This window comes from Gordonia sp. N1V, assembly GCF_029269935.1.
Taxonomy (GTDB): domain Bacteria; phylum Actinomycetota; class Actinomycetes; order Mycobacteriales; family Mycobacteriaceae; genus Gordonia; species Gordonia polyisoprenivorans.
This window is the reverse complement of record NZ_JARJDD010000016.1, coordinates 101,748-117,005: the sequence shown is the minus strand read 5'-3', so window position 1 is coordinate 117,005 and position 15,258 is coordinate 101,748. Positions and strand designations below refer to the sequence as shown.

General features: G+C 67.1%; 15 protein-coding genes. 10 read left to right on the top strand and 5 right to left on the bottom strand.

The window, feature by feature from the left end:
• Positions 1 to 38 precede the first annotated feature (38 nt).
• The gene (locus P3L18_RS19780) at positions 39 to 1,208 is read right to left on the bottom strand and encodes an LLM class flavin-dependent oxidoreductase (RefSeq protein WP_276114992.1); all 1,170 of its coding nucleotides are present in this window, start codon (positions 1,206 to 1,208) and stop codon (positions 39 to 41) included.
• Positions 1,209 to 1,346: 138 nt separating this feature from the next.
• Between P3L18_RS19780 and P3L18_RS19775 the strand changes: the two genes are divergently transcribed.
• Genes P3L18_RS19775 through P3L18_RS19765 form a run of 3 tightly spaced genes read left to right on the top strand, consistent with a single transcriptional unit; the run spans position 1,347 to position 2,717 of the window.
• On the top strand, positions 1,347 to 1,706 hold the full coding sequence (locus P3L18_RS19775; protein WP_006369923.1) for a hypothetical protein: 360 nt from the start codon (positions 1,347 to 1,349) through the stop codon (positions 1,704 to 1,706).
• A gap of 52 nt (positions 1,707 to 1,758) precedes the next feature.
• Entirely contained in the window at positions 1,759 to 2,187 is a 429-nt protein-coding gene (locus P3L18_RS19770) for a hypothetical protein (RefSeq protein ID WP_276114991.1), read from the top strand.
• A 2-nt stretch (positions 2,188 to 2,189) separates the two neighbouring features.
• Positions 2,190 to 2,717 carry a hypothetical protein gene (locus tag P3L18_RS19765; RefSeq protein ID WP_276114990.1) on the top strand — a complete coding sequence of 176 codons (528 nt, stop codon included), beginning with the start codon at positions 2,190 to 2,192 and terminating at the stop codon, positions 2,715 to 2,717.
• Between the two features lie 34 nt (positions 2,718 to 2,751).
• Here P3L18_RS19765 and P3L18_RS19760 read toward each other — a convergent pair whose 3' ends face one another.
• Positions 2,752 to 3,468 (bottom strand): helix-turn-helix domain-containing protein, encoded by a 717-nt coding sequence (locus P3L18_RS19760; protein WP_079931094.1) that lies wholly within the window; start codon positions 3,466 to 3,468, stop codon positions 2,752 to 2,754.
• Positions 3,469 to 3,534: 66 nt separating this feature from the next.
• Here P3L18_RS19760 and P3L18_RS19755 point away from each other — a divergent pair, with 66 nt between their 5' ends.
• Entirely contained in the window at positions 3,535 to 4,923 is a 1,389-nt protein-coding gene (locus P3L18_RS19755) for a CoA transferase (RefSeq protein ID WP_276114989.1), read from the top strand.
• A gap of 22 nt (positions 4,924 to 4,945) precedes the next feature.
• Here P3L18_RS19755 and P3L18_RS19750 read toward each other — a convergent pair whose 3' ends face one another.
• A complete protein-coding gene (locus tag P3L18_RS19750; RefSeq protein WP_276114988.1) occupies positions 4,946 to 5,116 on the bottom strand; it encodes a hypothetical protein in 171 nt (56 codons plus the stop codon).
• 410 nt (positions 5,117 to 5,526) lie between these two features.
• Between P3L18_RS19750 and dnaK the strand changes: the two genes are divergently transcribed.
• The 5 genes from dnaK to P3L18_RS19725 all read left to right on the top strand — a co-directional run bounded on the left by dnaK (position 5,527) and on the right by P3L18_RS19725 (position 11,127).
• Positions 5,527 to 7,377 carry a molecular chaperone DnaK gene (gene dnaK / locus P3L18_RS19745; protein ID WP_006369917.1) on the top strand — a complete coding sequence of 617 codons (1,851 nt, stop codon included), beginning with the start codon at positions 5,527 to 5,529 and terminating at the stop codon, positions 7,375 to 7,377.
• Positions 7,378 to 7,463: 86 nt separating this feature from the next.
• Positions 7,464 to 8,048 carry a nucleotide exchange factor GrpE gene (grpE, locus tag P3L18_RS19740; RefSeq protein WP_231386570.1) on the top strand — a complete coding sequence of 195 codons (585 nt, stop codon included), beginning with the start codon at positions 7,464 to 7,466 and terminating at the stop codon, positions 8,046 to 8,048.
• A gap of 111 nt (positions 8,049 to 8,159) precedes the next feature.
• Positions 8,160 to 9,371 carry a molecular chaperone DnaJ gene (gene dnaJ / locus P3L18_RS19735; RefSeq protein WP_020169789.1) on the top strand — a complete coding sequence of 404 codons (1,212 nt, stop codon included), beginning with the start codon at positions 8,160 to 8,162 and terminating at the stop codon, positions 9,369 to 9,371.
• Between the two features lie 105 nt (positions 9,372 to 9,476).
• Positions 9,477 to 9,833 carry a helix-turn-helix transcriptional regulator gene (locus P3L18_RS19730; RefSeq protein ID WP_170320197.1) on the top strand — a complete coding sequence of 119 codons (357 nt, stop codon included), beginning with the start codon at positions 9,477 to 9,479 and terminating at the stop codon, positions 9,831 to 9,833.
• 142 nt (positions 9,834 to 9,975) lie between these two features.
• Positions 9,976 to 11,127: a hypothetical protein gene (locus P3L18_RS19725; protein ID WP_276114987.1), complete on the top strand. Its 1,152-nt coding sequence runs from the start codon at positions 9,976 to 9,978 to the stop codon at positions 11,125 to 11,127.
• 26 nt (positions 11,128 to 11,153) lie between these two features.
• Here P3L18_RS19725 and P3L18_RS19720 read toward each other — a convergent pair whose 3' ends face one another.
• Positions 11,154 to 12,305 (bottom strand): FAD-binding oxidoreductase, encoded by a 1,152-nt coding sequence (locus tag P3L18_RS19720; RefSeq protein WP_276114986.1) that lies wholly within the window; start codon positions 12,303 to 12,305, stop codon positions 11,154 to 11,156.
• Between the two features lie 205 nt (positions 12,306 to 12,510).
• Between P3L18_RS19720 and P3L18_RS19715 the strand changes: the two genes are divergently transcribed.
• A complete protein-coding gene (locus P3L18_RS19715) occupies positions 12,511 to 13,644 on the top strand; it encodes an amidohydrolase family protein (RefSeq protein WP_276114985.1) in 1,134 nt (377 codons plus the stop codon).
• A 39-nt stretch (positions 13,645 to 13,683) separates the two neighbouring features.
• Here the strand turns inward: P3L18_RS19715 and P3L18_RS19710 are convergent, their stop codons facing one another.
• The gene (locus P3L18_RS19710; RefSeq protein WP_276114984.1) at positions 13,684 to 15,183 is read right to left on the bottom strand and encodes an amino acid permease; all 1,500 of its coding nucleotides are present in this window, start codon (positions 15,181 to 15,183) and stop codon (positions 13,684 to 13,686) included.
• Positions 15,184 to 15,258 lie beyond the last annotated feature (75 nt).

Genomic DNA, 15,258 nt, shown 5'->3' with positions numbered 1-15,258 from the left:
CTCCTCATGACACCGGTGACGCAACAACGCCACAGTACTCATCGGTGTGCAGTTGCGCCCCCATCGGACGAATTTGCCGGAATTCCGAAGTTTGTTCCGCCGCAAGCAAAGTCGCCGGCAGTGAAGCCGGCGGCGCGTCCGGGGTCGTCGGTACTCCACAGCGTCGTCGACAGCTCGCGGCGCACCAGTGGGATCACCTCTTCGGCGAATTGGGTGAGCACCTCACGCTGACGCTCGTACGGCAACACGGGATTGATCGAAATCGACTGCAGATCATGATGATACGAACGGTGATAGTCGATGATCTTCTCCGCGACCCGTTGCGACGACCCGACCAGCGCGGGCCCGCGTTCGACGGCGTCGGTGATGGTGGCGAACATGTTGACCTTGCCGATCCGGGTCTCGCCCGCGAACTTCTCGCGATTATGGGCGGCGATGCCCTCGTAGACCGGTCGATACTCGGCGATCGCGTCGTCGGTGGTGGCGGCCAGGAACAGACCGCCCGATCCGGACCCCACATATGCCCGGGCCGGATCGTGTCCGTACTCGGCATACTTCTCCCGATACCGATCGATGAGCACCTGATAGTTCTCGCGCGGTTGCAGGGCGTTGGCGGTGACGATCGGGTCGCCGTATCGGGCGGCGAGGTCGACGGCGACGGTGGAGGTCGCCGACCCGTGCCAGATCCGGAACGGCCCGGAAAACGGCCGCGGCACGGTGCTCACCCCGTCGAGCGGTGCATGATGCTGGCCCCGCCAGGTGACATTCTCCTCGCGCAGGAGCCGCCGGAGCAGTGCGTAGTTCTCGCTGAGGTAGTCGTACTGATGCTCGAGCCGACGGCCGAACATCGGGAAGTGCTTGTCCTCGTTGCCCTTGCCGATCACGATCTCCAGGCGTCCACCGGAGAGCTGGTCGATGGTGGCGTAGTCCTCGGCGACGCGCACCGGGTCGAGCAGACTGAGCACGGTCACCCCGGTCGACAGCAGAATCCGGTCGGTGGCCGCGGCGAGCGCACCGAGCAGCACCGTCGGCGACGACGACAAGAACTCCCCGGCATGACGCTCACCGACCGCATACGAGTCGATCCCGAGCTGCTCGGCGAGTACCGCGTTCTCGACGACGCGCGCCAGGCGCGTGTGCGAGGAGAGGAGTTCACCGGTGACCGGATGGGGTGTGTGCGGAACGATGTCGAGAACTTGAAAGCGCACGTCGCCACGCTAACAGCGGGGTACCGGGCGTCCGGAAGCCTTGCGATCACCCTGAATCCAGCGGTCCGCATCTGCGCCGAACTCGAGGACTACGGTGAAAGACGAAGTCTCGTATATGTGTCAGCAAAGGAGCTCTCCATGTCCGACCTGCCCAAGATCACCGACCAAGAGATGCGGACGATCATCCAGTACTCGCAGCCGTATTCGGTGGTGGTTCTGCGCGCGGGACCGAAGTTCGGCACCCCCGAGGCCAAGGACCTGATCTGGGAACACAGTCGACGCAACTTCTCCCTGCGCGCCAAGGGCGATCTCGCCGTCATCCTCGGTGTCACCGAGGACGACTCCGACATCCGCGGCTTCGGGATCTTCGACAAGGACGTCGAGACGACCGCGAAGATCATGAACGACGACCCGGGTGTGCAGGCCGGCGTCTTCGAGTTCGACGTCCACCCGGTCCGCGGATTCCCGGGCGACGCGTTGGCGCCCAAGCCGGACTGACGGTGGCATCAAGGGCGCGGCGAACTCGTTGCGCGCCGATATCATCGACTGTGTGACCGCTGACGTCCGTCGACCCATCCGCAGACGCGGGTTGTTCACCTATGCGGAGCTCGCGGAATCCCTGGCCGCCGGCGAGTACGACTGGCATCTGGCGGTCCGACTACTCCGTGAACTGGTTCTCCGGACGCAGCGGTTGACCGACGTCGTCGACATCGATGAGGTCCATCGGCGTCCGCCACCCACCGGCACGCGCGGATGGGACGCCATACTGGGCGGGGTCGCGCACATCACCGGGCGCGATCGTGTCAGCGATCCGGAGATCTTGGCATGGTGCTTTGAACCGGACCGGTTCTGCACGGATGCGATGTTCGACCCGTTTGGCGTGCCGCCCAAGTATTTCTGGACTGACTACCTCCGGACCCCGGTGGAGCTGCAGACGCGCAACGTGGTGTTGCCGGTCGGCAATCTCGAGGGAGTCTGAGCGTGGCGCGAACGTTGACGGCGTCCGAGATCCGGGAGCTGTTGCGTGCTCTCGACTCGGAGTTGCAGGCGAGAGGAAAGGCCGGCGTTCTCTTCATCGTCGGCGGGGCGGCAATGGCCTTGGCGTACAACGCCGATCGGGCGACTGAGGATGTGGACGGAACATTCGAGCCGCGCGACGTCGTGCTTCAAGCGGCCGCATCGGTCGCTGCGCGCGAGGGTGATCTCGACCCCAATTGGCTCAGCGACGGAGTCGCCCAGCTCATGCCTCCGCTACCCGATGACCATCCCCGAAGCGAGCAGATCGGTCCGGCGCTGGTCATCAGTATCGCGTCACCGGAGTACGTCCTCGCAATGAAGGCGATGGTGACGCGCAAGTCGCAGGGGGACATCGATGACGCAGTGGCGCTGTGCCATCTCCTGTCGATCCGCACACAAGAGGCGCTGGAAGCGGTCGTGTCCCGGCACTTTCCCGGTCGGCGGCTCGGCGCCCAGGAACTCTTCTTCGAGCGGATCATCGAGTCCCTCTGAGCAGTGGCGGTGAGGCGTCGCGCAGCAGCACCACTCATGTCCGGGCGCGGGCCGCCAACCAGGCAGCCGTGCGTCGCGCGGCATGTTGGAGAGCCGGTGAGGGTCGACCCGAGATCCTCGGCGCGGCGACGACCACCACGGCCAGTAGTCGCCTCCCGCCGAATACCGGTACTCCGGCCACCCGCAGCGCCGACTGCACCGAACCATCGCTGAGGGCATATCCGCAAGCGCGAATTTCATCGATCTCGCGGCCGAAGGCGACGGCTTCGCCGGGTGAGGCGTGCTCGGCGAGCAGTGCTGCGCGCTCGTCCGCCGGTAGGAACGCCAGCATGGCCCGACCACCCGCCGTGGCGAGCAACGGTCGAGGCACGTGATCGCGCACCACGGCGCCGATCTCCGCGGGAACCTCACCCACCCCATGCAGGTACACCAGGTCGGATCCCACCAACACCGCAAGCGCCACCGGGGCCTCGATGACGGCGTTCAATTCGGTGAGTTCGTCCGGTGTCAGCGGCGGCTGATCGGCGTGGCCGGCAATGAGCCGCAGCGTGCGTAGGCGCTGGCCGAGTCGATAGCGCGCGCCGACGCGGGTCAGGTAACCGCATGCCCGAAGGTCGTCGACGAGGTCGTGGGTCGAGGAGGCCGGCGCTTCGATTTCGCGCGCGATATCGCTCAGCGACAAGGGTTTTCCGGCGCGGGCGACACACTCGAGGATGTGGTCCGCGCGCGGAATGGCGCGATGTCGGCGCATGCCCACCACCTTACGTATATACGAAAGCCTGGTCGGTGCGCTGTCGGCGATGGCCACAGTAGGGACATGGCCCCGACACCTTTGTCCCCGGACTCGTTCACCTCGGTACCCGCGACGGTCTTCGACCTCACCGCCCTGCTCGGTACCGACACCGGGGAATGCGTGATCACCGGAGAAGCGCCGACCACCTCGTCGCCACATCGGATCGCGGAGGCGTCGGCCGCAGGAATCGGAGCCCTCGGGGTCCAACTCGCCGCACTTGCGGGCGGCCGATGCGTCACCGTCGACCTCGCCACGGCGCTCGATCAACTCCGGGCGGCCTTTCTCACCACCCTCAACGGCCGGCATGTCCACACCGTCGTCGAGGACCCCTCGGCTTTGGGTAACAACGACTTCTACCGTACGAGTGACGGCCGGGGGATCTTTCTGATCACCACCTATCCTCATCAACGCGACGCGGTGTGTGTGGTCCTGAACTGTCCGCCGGTCAAATCGAAGATCGCGGCCGCGGCCGCCGAATGGGGTGCGGTCTATCTCGAGGACGCCGTGTACGCCGCCGGGGGCGTGGCGGCCGCGGTGCGCACGGCCGACGAATGGGCCGAGCACCCCGTGGGCCGGGAGAGCGCCACGCATCCGGTGATCCGACTCGAGCGCATCGGTGACGCCCCGCCCCGGCCCCTTCCCCACACGTCGGTGTGGCCGCCGCTCCACGGGATACGGGTGGTCGACATGACCCACGTGATCGCCGGGCCGGTGTCGACAAAGCTGCTCGCGACCTTCGGTGCCGATGTGTGTCACGTCAGCCGCCCCGACCTTCCCGATCCCCTGGCGATGGTCGCCCTCACCGGTGGGGGCAAGCGCAACGCGTACTGCGATGTGCGACAGCCGGATCAAGCGGCGGCGTTGCACACGCTGATCGACGCCGGCGACGTCTTCGTCAACTCCTATCTGGGACTGGATAACCGGGGCCTCGCGGCCGACGATCTCGCGCTCGAACATCCGGGCGCCGTCGTCGTCGACTACCACTGCTGGGGATCTGGGTCGGCCTGGCGCGACCGCGGCGGCTTCGATCAGCTCGCCTGCTCGGCAACGGGTTTTGCTCTCGAGGAGGGTGAAGGGGTGCCGGCCCTGCCGCCGACGCAACTGCTCAACGACTATCTCGCCGCCTATTTGGGGGCCGCCGGGGCCGTGGCGGCATTGCGCCGACGGGCCACCGAGGGCGGGACATGGCGCGTGCGAGTCGAATTGGCGCGGGTGTGCACCTGGGTTCGCTCATTGGGGATCGTCGACGCCCGTCCGGGGCGACCGATCGGGCCGCCGGTCGCGTCCGCCGAGGGCTGCGATGGTCCGCTCGGGCGCCTCGTCGAACCCTCGGTGCCGATGGTCTTCGAGGGTCTGTCGACCCCGGCACACCGCGCGCCGACACTCCTGGGGACTGCGCCCTTGCGGTGGTGACCGTTGTGACGTGCCGGCCGGCTCACTCGGGATCGTCCTCCTCACGCCCGAGCATCCCGACCGCGACCCAACTCAACGCCACCACCACGCCGCCGACGACGGCATACGGCGTGTTCGTGTCGATGACCGCGAAGCCGATGCCGTAGAGCATCGTGATGGCCAGGGCCGCGAAGGACAGGACACGACGATTCATGATCTCGACTCCTCGAACTCGGCGGCCACCGCTTTGGTGGACCCCACACAGCGCGACCCCCGAGGGGATTATCGGCCCAATCGCGCCTGGTCGTGAGCGGATCTCACGATCGAAGCGTGAGAATTGCGGCCACGCGGGCCAAACCTGAGCGAACTCCGCTCAACTTTTTTGGTCGAATCGGGAACATCTGCGCCACCCCACCCGTTGGACCCATCGAGAAACCTGAGCGATGCTGGCTCAACTTGAGTTGACCTGGACCGGCTCAACCCGGTAGGACATGAGTCGGAGGCACTGAAGTCTGCCCCCGGAGCACAGGTTTGCCACAAACCACACTCTCGTGGTGGGCGCCAAGCCTGCCGCGGGGGAGCAGGACTTGGGTGCACACCCAGAAACCAGGAGGAATAGCAAAGATGTCTCGTGCTGTCGGAATCGACCTCGGCACCACCAACTCCGTGGTGTCGGTACTCGAAGGCGGCGAACCGACCGTCATCGCCAACGCCGAAGGCTCCCGCACCACTCCGTCCGTTGTCGCGTTCGCGCGCAACGGCGAGGTGCTCGTCGGGCAGCCCGCCAAGAACCAGGCGGTCACCAACGTCGACCGCACCATCCGCTCGGTCAAGCGCCACATGGGCGAGACCGACTGGAACGTCGCGATCGACGACAAGAAGTACACCCCGCAGGAGATCAGTGCCCGCACGCTGATGAAGCTCAAGCGCGACGCGGAGTCCTACCTCGGTGAGGACGTCACCGATGCGGTCATCACCGTGCCCGCCTACTTCAACGACTCCCAGCGGCAGGCCACCAAGGAAGCCGGCCAGATCGCCGGCCTCAACGTGCTGCGCATCGTCAACGAGCCGACCGCCGCGGCCCTGGCCTACGGCCTGGACAAGGGCGAGAAAGAACAGACCATCCTGGTCTTCGACCTCGGTGGCGGCACCTTCGACGTCTCGCTGCTCGAGATCGGCGACGGAGTGGTCGAGGTCCGCGCGACCTCCGGCGACAACAACCTCGGCGGTGACGACTGGGATCAGCGCATCGTCGACTGGCTCGTCGAGAAGTTCAAGAGCTCCTCGGGTATCGACCTGACCAAGGACAAGATGGCCATGCAGCGTCTGCGTGAGGCTGCCGAGAAGGCCAAGATCGAACTGTCGGCATCGCAGTCGACCTCGATCAACCTGCCCTACATCACAGTCGACGCCGACAAGAACCCGTTGTTCCTCGACGAGCAGCTGTCGCGCAGCGAGTTCCAGAAGATCACCTCGGATCTGCTCGAGCGCACCCGCGCTCCGTTCCAGGCGGTCATCAAGGACGCCGGCATCTCCGTCGGCGACATCGATCACGTTGTGCTCGTTGGTGGTTCGACCCGTATGCCCGCCGTCACCGACCTGGTGAAGGAGTTGACCGGCGGCAAGGAGCCCAACAAGGGCGTGAACCCCGACGAGGTCGTCGCGGTCGGTGCTGCCCTGCAGGCCGGTGTGCTGCGTGGCGAGGTCAAGGACGTCCTGCTGCTCGACGTGACCCCGCTGAGCCTGGGCATCGAGACCAAGGGCGGCGTGATGCACAAGCTGATCGAGCGCAACACCACCATCCCGACCAAGCGGTCGGAGACCTACACCACCGCCGAGGACAACCAGCCGTCGGTGCAGATCCAGGTGTATCAGGGTGAGCGCGAGATCGCCTCGCACAACAAGCTGCTCGGCTCCTTCGAGCTCGGTGGCATCGCTCCTGCGCCGCAGGGTGTTCCGCAGATCGAGGTGACCTTCGACATCGACGCCAACGGCATCGTGCACGTCACCGCGAAGGACAAGGGCACCGGCAAGGAGAACTCCATCCGCATCCAGGAGGGCTCGGGCCTGAGCAAGGACGAGATCGACCGGATGATCAAGGACGCCGAGGCCCACGCCGAAGAGGACCGCAAGCGTCGCGAGGAGGCCGAGACCCGCAACCAGGCCGAGTCGTTGGTGAACCACACCGAGAAGTTCCTCAAGGACAACGAGGACAAGGTGCCCGCCGACGTCAAGGACAAGGTCAACGCTGCGATCGCCGAGGCCAACGAGGCGCTCAAGGGCAACGACATCGCCTCCATCAAGAGCGCGATCGAGAAGCTCTCGACCGAATCGCAGGAGATGGGTCAGGCCATCTACGCGGCATCGGCCGCCGAGGGTCAGGCCGCTGACGCCGCCGACGGTGGCAGCGCGACCGCAGGCGACAACGACGTCGTCGACGCCGAGGTCGTGGACGAGCCCGAGGAGAAGAAGTGACCGCTCCGGGCGCCGGGAGCGGAGCGAGCGGGCCCAATGTCGCTCCGGGCGCCGGGAGCGGAGCTGGTTCCGAGGAGCCGGTGACGGTGACCGATCGTCGTCGCATCGACCCGGAAACGGGTGAGGTGCGCGAGGATTCGGCCGCCGGGCCGGGCCCCGCAGAGGCCGAGCCCGCCGCGGCGATCCCCGATCCCGAGCCGAGCACCCCGCACTCCGACGAGGTCGCCGACCTCACGGCGGCACTGCAGCGCGAACGCGCACAGTTCGCCAACTACAAGCGGCGTACCGAGGAGGAGAAGCAGGGCCGGGTGGCCTACGGCAAGCAGGTTCTCATCGAGAAGCTGCTGCCGGTCCTCGACGACCTCGACCGTGCCCGCGAGCACGGCGACCTCGAGTCCGGTCCGCTGCGTGCGGTCGCCGACAAGCTGGCCGCAACACTGACCGGTGAGGGTGTCGTCAAGTTCGGTGAACCCGGCGACGTCTTCGACCCGGAACTGCACGAAGCCGTCCAGAACGACGGCAGCGGTTCCGAGCCGGTCCTCGGCGCGGTCTATCGCAGCGGTTACCGCCTGGGCGAGAAGGTGATCCGCACCGCGATGGTCACCGTCACCGACCCGGCGCCGGCAGCGCAGGAGAGCGGCCCGCAGGACGCTCCGACCGGTGCACAATAATCACCTGCACAACCATCCGGCGATGCGCGGACGCTCACGCGGCTTCGCGCATCGCCGGATATCGGAACATACTTCATCCAGACATGTTCATTGAGAAGGAGGTGACGTCTGGTGGCTCCGCAACGAGAATGGCTCGAGCGTGACTTCTACAAGGACCTGGGCGTTGCTTCTGATGCTTCGTCTGAAGAGATCAAGAAGGCTTACCGCAAGCTCGCCCGTGAGCTGCATCCGGACGCCAATCCGGGTGACACGCAAGCCGAAGAACGCTTCAAGCGGGTGTCCGAAGCCCACAGCGTGCTCGCCGACCCGGACAAGCGCAAAGAGTACGACGAGACGCGAGCGATGTTCGCCGGCGGACGATTCCGCGGCGGCGGCAACGGTTTTCCCGGCGGCTTCCCCGGCGCCGGCGGCGGCACCCGCTACTCGACCGAGACCGGTGCCGATTTCAACATCGGCGACCTGTTCGGTGGTGGCGGTGCGGGCGAGGGTGCCGGCGGTTTCGGCGACCTCTTCGAGGGCTTGTTCAACCGCGGCGGTTCGGGCGGCACGCGCACCTCGACCGCGACCCGGCCGCGTCGCGGCAACGACCTCGAGACCGAGACCACGTTGTCGTTCAAGGACGCGGCGTTGGGTACGACCGTCCCACTCCGGGTGACCAGCCCGGCGCCGTGCACCACCTGTCACGGCAGCGGCGCCAAGCCGGGCACCAGCCCGCGAGTGTGCCCGAACTGCAACGGATCCGGTTTTGTCAGCCGTAACCAGGGGGCGTTCGGATTCAGTGAGCCGTGCCAGGACTGCCAGGGCACCGGCTCCCGCATCGACGACCCCTGCAGCGACTGCGACGGCAGCGGCGTCAAGGTGCGCTCGCGCACCATCAACGTCCGCATCCCCTCCGGCGTCGAGGACGGTCAGCGCATCCGGCTGGCCGGACAAGGCGAAGCCGGACGCCGGGGCGCACCGTCGGGCGACCTGTATGTCGTGGTCCACGTGACCCCCGACAAGGTGTTCACCCGTAGCGGTCACGACCTGCGCGTCCAACTGCCGGTGAGCATCTCCGAACTGGTGCTCGGCTCGACGGTCTCGGTGCCGACGCTCGACGGATCGGTCGGGGTGAAGATCCCGCCGAACACCAGCGACGGCCGTACCCTTCGGGTCCGTGGCCGCGGCGTGCCCAAGCGCGCCGGCGGTGCCGGAGACCTGCTCGTCACCGTCAAGGTCGAGGTGCCCCGCAAACTCGACGACGCCGCGGTGGAGGCCATGCGTGCCTACGCCGAGGCCGAGAAGTCCAGCGGTTTCGATCCTCGGGCGGGTTGGGGGCGATGAGCCATGGCAGAACGCAAGAATCGTGGGCGGCCCGGCGCTGAGGGCGCCGGGCCGGCCGGCGGTTTCGAGGGTTTCGAGGGCGAGGTGAGCGCGACCGCCACCTTCATGATCTCGGTGGCCGCCGAGCTCGCCGGAATGCACGCGCAGACCTTGCGCACCTACGACCGGCTCGGGCTGGTGACCCCGCAACGCACCAGCGGCGGCGGGCGACGCTACTCCTCGCACGACGTCGAGGTGCTGCGCGAGATCCAGCGGCTCTCCCAGGAGGAGGGCGTGAATCTCGCGGGCATCAAACGCATCATCGAGCTCACCAACCAGGTCGACGCGCTCCAACAGCGGGTGCACGAGCTCCAACGCGAGGTCGACGCACACCGCGCCCGCCGCGGTGGCGAACTGGTCCCGGTCCCGCGGACTAATGCGCTCGTCGTCTGGCAGCCCCGGCGCCGACGCACCGAAGAGTGACCCCTGCAGTGTGACCGTCCGAGTAACGATTCACTGATCCCCGACGACAGCGATCGGTAAGCGGCCTGTGGGCCGCGCACCGATCGCGCGTTAGTCTGTGGCGGCGTGTCATCCGAGGTCGGTGACCTGACAAGGGAGGCGAATGGTGAGCGAGTCACCCGAGATCTCCATCGCCGAACCTGCAGTGCTCGGGGTCTCGGTGGTGGGCGACGAGATCGCGACCGTCGTCCGCGACGCCACCGGCGAGATCGTCGCCAGCAATCACGTGGAGCTCGCCGACGAGTCTCCGAATGCGGCGCTCGACGCGCTGCGTGAACTCGTCGACTCCGCTCCCTTCACGATCGACCACATCGTCCTGACCTGCGCCCGCCCCGACGTACGAGCACACCTCGAGTTCTCGATGAACGCACCCGGCGCACCCGAGTGGGCATCGGCGGTGAGCTTCGTCGACCTCCCGCACGCCCTGGCCCAGGTTGCGCACCGCGACGCCACCGGCGATGTCGCCGCAGTCGTCCTCGACCGGTCCGGCGCCCTCGCCTCCGGCGCCTCGATCGCCCTCGTCAACGCCGAGCACTCGTCGGTACACGCCTCCGCCGCCGTCGCCGCGCCCCAGTCGGTGCCGCTGACCGATCCGCAGGGTGCCGACGGCCTCGTGGCGCATCTGAACTCGCTGACGCGCGGAGCGGGTGCGACTCGCGTGGTCGCGGCCGGTTCCGGAGCGCAGATGCCCGACTCCGTGCGTGCCATCGAGACGGCGACGGGCTCACCGGTGACCGTGGCCGCCGCGCCCGTGTTCGCGCTGGCGCAGGGCGTCACCGAGGTGATCGCCGCCGACACCCGCGCGATCCCGGTCGCCGCGGCCGCCGTCGGACCGGCCGCGGCGGCACCGACCACGGCGATGGGCGGGGTGGGTGTGCGCTGGTGGATCATCGGCGGCGCCGCCGGGCTCGCCGCGTTGCTATGCGTGGTCGCACTGGTGGCGCTGTTCACCGGCAAGGACGACTCGGGCACGCCCGCCGCGGTCACCTCGACCGTCACGGTGCCCGGCCCGACCAGCGAGGTCACCGTCACCCGCACCGGCCAACCCGACACCCAGACGGTCGTCGACCAGCAGACCGTCACGAGTACCGTCACGCGGCCACCGGTCACCAGTACGGCCACCCAGACCGTCACCTCGACGGCAACGGCGACAGCGACGGCCACGGTCACCGAACAGGAGACCGTCACCTCGGTGGTGACGACGACCGTCACCGCGCCGCAACTGGGCCCCGGCAACCCGGGCGCGGGTGGGTAGCGGCCGCAGCAGCGTCGAGACGGGCCCTAGAACATCGGGTCGTGCTGGATGAGGCTGGCCCGCACCCCGGCGATGATCAGCCCGCGCCGAGTGTTCTCCACCATCATCGGTGAGCCGGTGATCAGGGTTTGCCGGTCGTCCCAGCTGCCCGCGGCGCCGACGACGTCGACGAGCCGACCGATGCGATGGTCGATGCCGAGCTCGGCGGGCCGGACCGGGTCGTCGAGCCACCACGGATCGGTCTGCTCCTCCGACACCGCGGTGATCGTGAGCCACGGATTGGTCGCCGCGATCTGACGCAACACCGGTAGGTCGTACAGCTCACCGGGATACCGCGCCCCGTAGTAGACGTGGGTGGGCGGAGAGGTCGCCAGCGCCGACATCTCGATGAGCAGTGCGCGCAGGGGCGCCAGGCCGGTGCCGCCGGCGACCATGAGTACCTCGCGGTCGCCGTCGATGTGCAGCGTGCCGTGCGACTGACCGAACGTCCACACGTCGCCGGGCTGGGTCTGAGCGACGATCGCCGGGCTGACCGTGCCACCGGGTACCGCGCGCACGTGGAACTCCAACTCGCCGTGCGGGTTGGGCGGAATCGCCGGGGAGAGGTTGCGCCACACCTTCGGCCACTGGGGGATCTGGGCCTCGAGGTATTGGCCCGTGTTGAATCGCAGTGGCGTGTCGGTGACGAGTCGTACCACCGCCAGACCGCGGCTGATGCGGAACTTCTCCACCACGCGGGCGGTCCAGGTCGCCGGCCCCGACGCGGTCTGCGCCGCTCCGCGCATCACACCGGTGACGAGCATCATCGCCTGCCCGACGGTCCGCTGGGCCTCGTCGTCCCACTGATCGCCGAGCGTGACCGCGAACTCACCCATCAACGCCCGGAAGATCGCCTGATAGTGCTCGGGCTGTACCCCGTACTTGCGGTGGTCGCGCCCGAGTTGCGCCAGGAACTCCACGAGTTCGGCCTGTCCGTCGGGGCTCGGGATGACGTCGAGAACGTGGTCGATGACGTGGTAAAACGCCTCGCGCTGCTGCGACATCATCGCGCCGAACAGTTCGCGCAGGTCGGGGTCGATGGCGAACAGGCGGGTGTAGATGTTGCGGGCGAAGCGGTCGGGATCGCGGGCGATCAGGTCGCGGAGTTGATGCAGCACATGGCGGGAATGACTCGCCATTGCGCACACCTCCCACCGATCACTGGTCACCGATCACCGGTCAACCGACAACATCTCCATTCTGCCCTGCGTCACCGGCAGTTCGGTTCACCCGCAGGCCGTCGCCGTGGCGCAGCCGATCCGAGGATGGCGACGACCGGCAATTCTTTTCGTCCGTCGAACGCATGAGATGCGTCAACAACTATGGCAATCTCGAATGGTGACAATGTTGGCCGGAACGATATCGGGGATCGTCGACGCCCACGTCCAACAATGGAATCCGCGTCGGACACCGTGGTCGCGTAATCCCGTCGCGCGTGGATACCGATTTGTCCCCAAAGTGGGGGACAGGCTTTTCTCGGTCGCCGTTCCCCAAGCCGAGCGCGATTATGTGTTGACCCCGCACATCATCGGACGTGCGTACGAGCCGCGACACTACGGCGCCGACATCGCGCCGGTGGCGCAAGTGGTCGGGGTGGGTATCGAGTCCGTCGTGGTGTCCGAATCGTACTGGCGCCTCGGCGATGTCGAGGAGCCCGACGCGAGCCGGCAGGCCGTCGACGAGATCGACTACCTGCAGGGACTGCCATTCGGGGTCGGCGTGGCCCCGACGCTCGGTGCGGTGATGATGCGTGCCGACCCGCGGGCCGAGGGCTTCGAGGCGCGCCTGGACGCGCAACGCGCGCTCAGCGATCGGGTGCGCGGTATCCAGGTCACCGCGACGCGTCATCCGGACCCGAAGGTCCGATCGGCCGGGCCGGTCGACGGCATGCTCGCATCGGCCGACTTCCTCTCCGGCGTCGAGAAGGTCGCCGCCCGCGGGCTCGCCGTGGAGGTCTTCGTCTACTCCCATCAGCTCTACGACGTGATCACCCTCGCCCGCGAATTCCCGGACACCACCGTCATCGTCGACCATTTCGGTTGTCCGGTAGGCGCTTTCGGCCCCGTCGGGCTGCGCACCGGGACCACCGCGGCGGCCCGCGCCGACATCCTGCGCCTGTGGCGTGAGCGCATGACCTCGATTGCCGCCGAACGCAATGTGGTGGTCAAGCTTTCCGGGCTTGCCATGCCGGTTCTCGGCTACGGCCGTGAGCCGTGGGGCAACATCGGTGCCCGCGAGACCCTGACACAGATGGTCGGCCCGCTGGTCCAGCACGTCGTCGGTCACTTCGGTGCGAGCCGGGTCATGTTCGGCTCCAACTTCCCGATCGACAAACCGAATGCATCGATCGACACCGTCATCGCGAGCCTGACCGAGATCCTCGAACCCTGGGGAGACAACGTGCTGGGCAACGTTTTTCGTAACACCGCGCGTCGCGTGTACGGCATCACCGCGCCGCAACACACGCGCGCGGGGTGAGGCGTGCCGCTCCGGCACCCCTCACCCCGCGGCGATCCGTCAGTCCCGATCCTTCGCCTCGGTCTCGCCGGGGCCTTCGGGCACCGGTGGTTGCGGCATCACCGGGTACTCGCCGGTGTAGCCCTGGCGTTGTCGGGAGATCGCCAAGACCTTGCCGCGGCAGGCGAACCACCCGCCGGTCAGCAGTGGGATACCGACGATGATGGCGATGAGGTTCCAGTAGTTGTCCCAGCACATCAACACCACGACGGCCGCGAGGAACAGCAGCGTCAGGTAGCTGGTGTACGGCGTGCCCGGCAGCCGGAAGGCCGGCCGGCTGAGGATGCCCTTCTGCTCCCATCGGTACAGCTGGATCTGGCAGGCGACGATCATGCCCCAGGTCGAGATGATGCCCAGCGCCGAGAGATCCAGGGCGATGTTGAAGGCCTCGGCCGGGACGAACAGGTTGAGTACGACGCCGAGAAGGGTCAGTGCACCGGTCAGTGCGATGCCGCCGAAGGGCACGCCGTTGCGGTTCATTTTGGCCGTGAACGCCGGGCCGCTGCCGTTCATCGCCATCGACCGCAGGGTGCGGCCGGTGGAGTAGAGACCGGCGTTGAGGCTCGACAGCGCCGCGGTGAGCACGACGAGATTCATGATGCCGCCGGCGGCGGGGACGCCGATCTTGGAGAAGAACGTCACGAACGGACTCTCTCCGGCCTTGTAGGTGGTGTAGGGCAGCAGGAGCGCCAGCACCACCAGTGATCCGACGTAGAACACCGCGATGCGCACGATGACCGAGTTGATGGCGCGTGGCATGACCTTGGCCGGTTCGGCGGTCTCACCGGCGGCGGTGCCCACCAATTCGACTGCGGCGTAAGCAAAGATGACGCCGGAGGTGACGATCACCAGTGAGAACATGCCAGTCGGGAACATGCCACCGTTGTCGGAGATCACGCTGAATCCGGTGGCGGCGCCTTCGATGTCGAAGCGTCCGCCGAGGAAGATGATGCCGACGACGAGGAAGGTGACCAGTGCGGCGACCTTGATGATCGACGCCCAGAACTCCATCTCGCCGAACAGTTTCACCGAGATGATGTTCATCGCCATCACGATGCACAGGGCGACCAATGCGATCAGCCATTGGGGGATCGCTTCGAACATGCCCCAGTAGTGGACGTAGAGCGCGATCGCGGTGACGTCGACGATGGCGGTGGCCGCCCAGTTGAAGAAGTAGAGCCAGCCGGTGACGAAAGCTGTTTTCTCACCGAAGAACTCACGCGCGTAGGAGACGAATGACCCGGATGACGGGCGATGGAGCACCAGCTCGCCGAGGGCGCGCAGGATGAAGAACACGAACACGCCGCAGACGGCGTAGGTGATGAACAGGCCCGGGCCTGCATCGTGGAGTCGGCTGCCGGCGCCCATGAACAGGCCGGTGCCGATCGCGCCGCCGATGGCGATCATCTGGATCTGCCGCGGCTTCAGACTCTTGTGATAGCCCTCGTCCTCATGGGTGAGAGCGGAATTGTCGTACGAGGTCGATGATTCGGCCGTCAATGGTTCCCCTAGGTGTGGGTCGACAGGTGGTGGGTCGACCGGCGTCGTCGGCCGCGAGCGGGTTGCACTGCGGCA

What these genes read in the sequence shown, in the direction of transcription:
- P3L18_RS19755 (WP_276114989.1), top strand. Translation starts at nt 3,535, where the DNA reads ATGGCCCCGACACCTTTGTCCCCGGACTCGTTCACCTCGGTACCCGCG.
- P3L18_RS19750 (WP_276114988.1), bottom strand. Translation starts at nt 5,116, where the DNA reads ATGAATCGTCGTGTCCTGTCCTTCGCGGCCCTGGCCATCACGATGCTC.
- P3L18_RS19775 (WP_006369923.1), top strand. Translation starts at nt 1,347, where the DNA reads ATGTCCGACCTGCCCAAGATCACCGACCAAGAGATGCGGACGATCATC.
- P3L18_RS19725 (WP_276114987.1), top strand. Translation starts at nt 9,976, where the DNA reads ATGGTGAGCGAGTCACCCGAGATCTCCATCGCCGAACCTGCAGTGCTC.
- P3L18_RS19730 (WP_170320197.1), top strand. Translation starts at nt 9,477, where the DNA reads ATGATCTCGGTGGCCGCCGAGCTCGCCGGAATGCACGCGCAGACCTTG.
- P3L18_RS19760 (WP_079931094.1), bottom strand. Translation starts at nt 3,468, where the DNA reads ATGCGCCGACATCGCGCCATTCCGCGCGCGGACCACATCCTCGAGTGT.
- dnaK (WP_006369917.1), top strand. Translation starts at nt 5,527, where the DNA reads ATGTCTCGTGCTGTCGGAATCGACCTCGGCACCACCAACTCCGTGGTG.
- P3L18_RS19720 (WP_276114986.1), bottom strand. Translation starts at nt 12,305, where the DNA reads ATGGCGAGTCATTCCCGCCATGTGCTGCATCAACTCCGCGACCTGATC.
- P3L18_RS19715 (WP_276114985.1), top strand. Translation starts at nt 12,511, where the DNA reads ATGTTGGCCGGAACGATATCGGGGATCGTCGACGCCCACGTCCAACAA.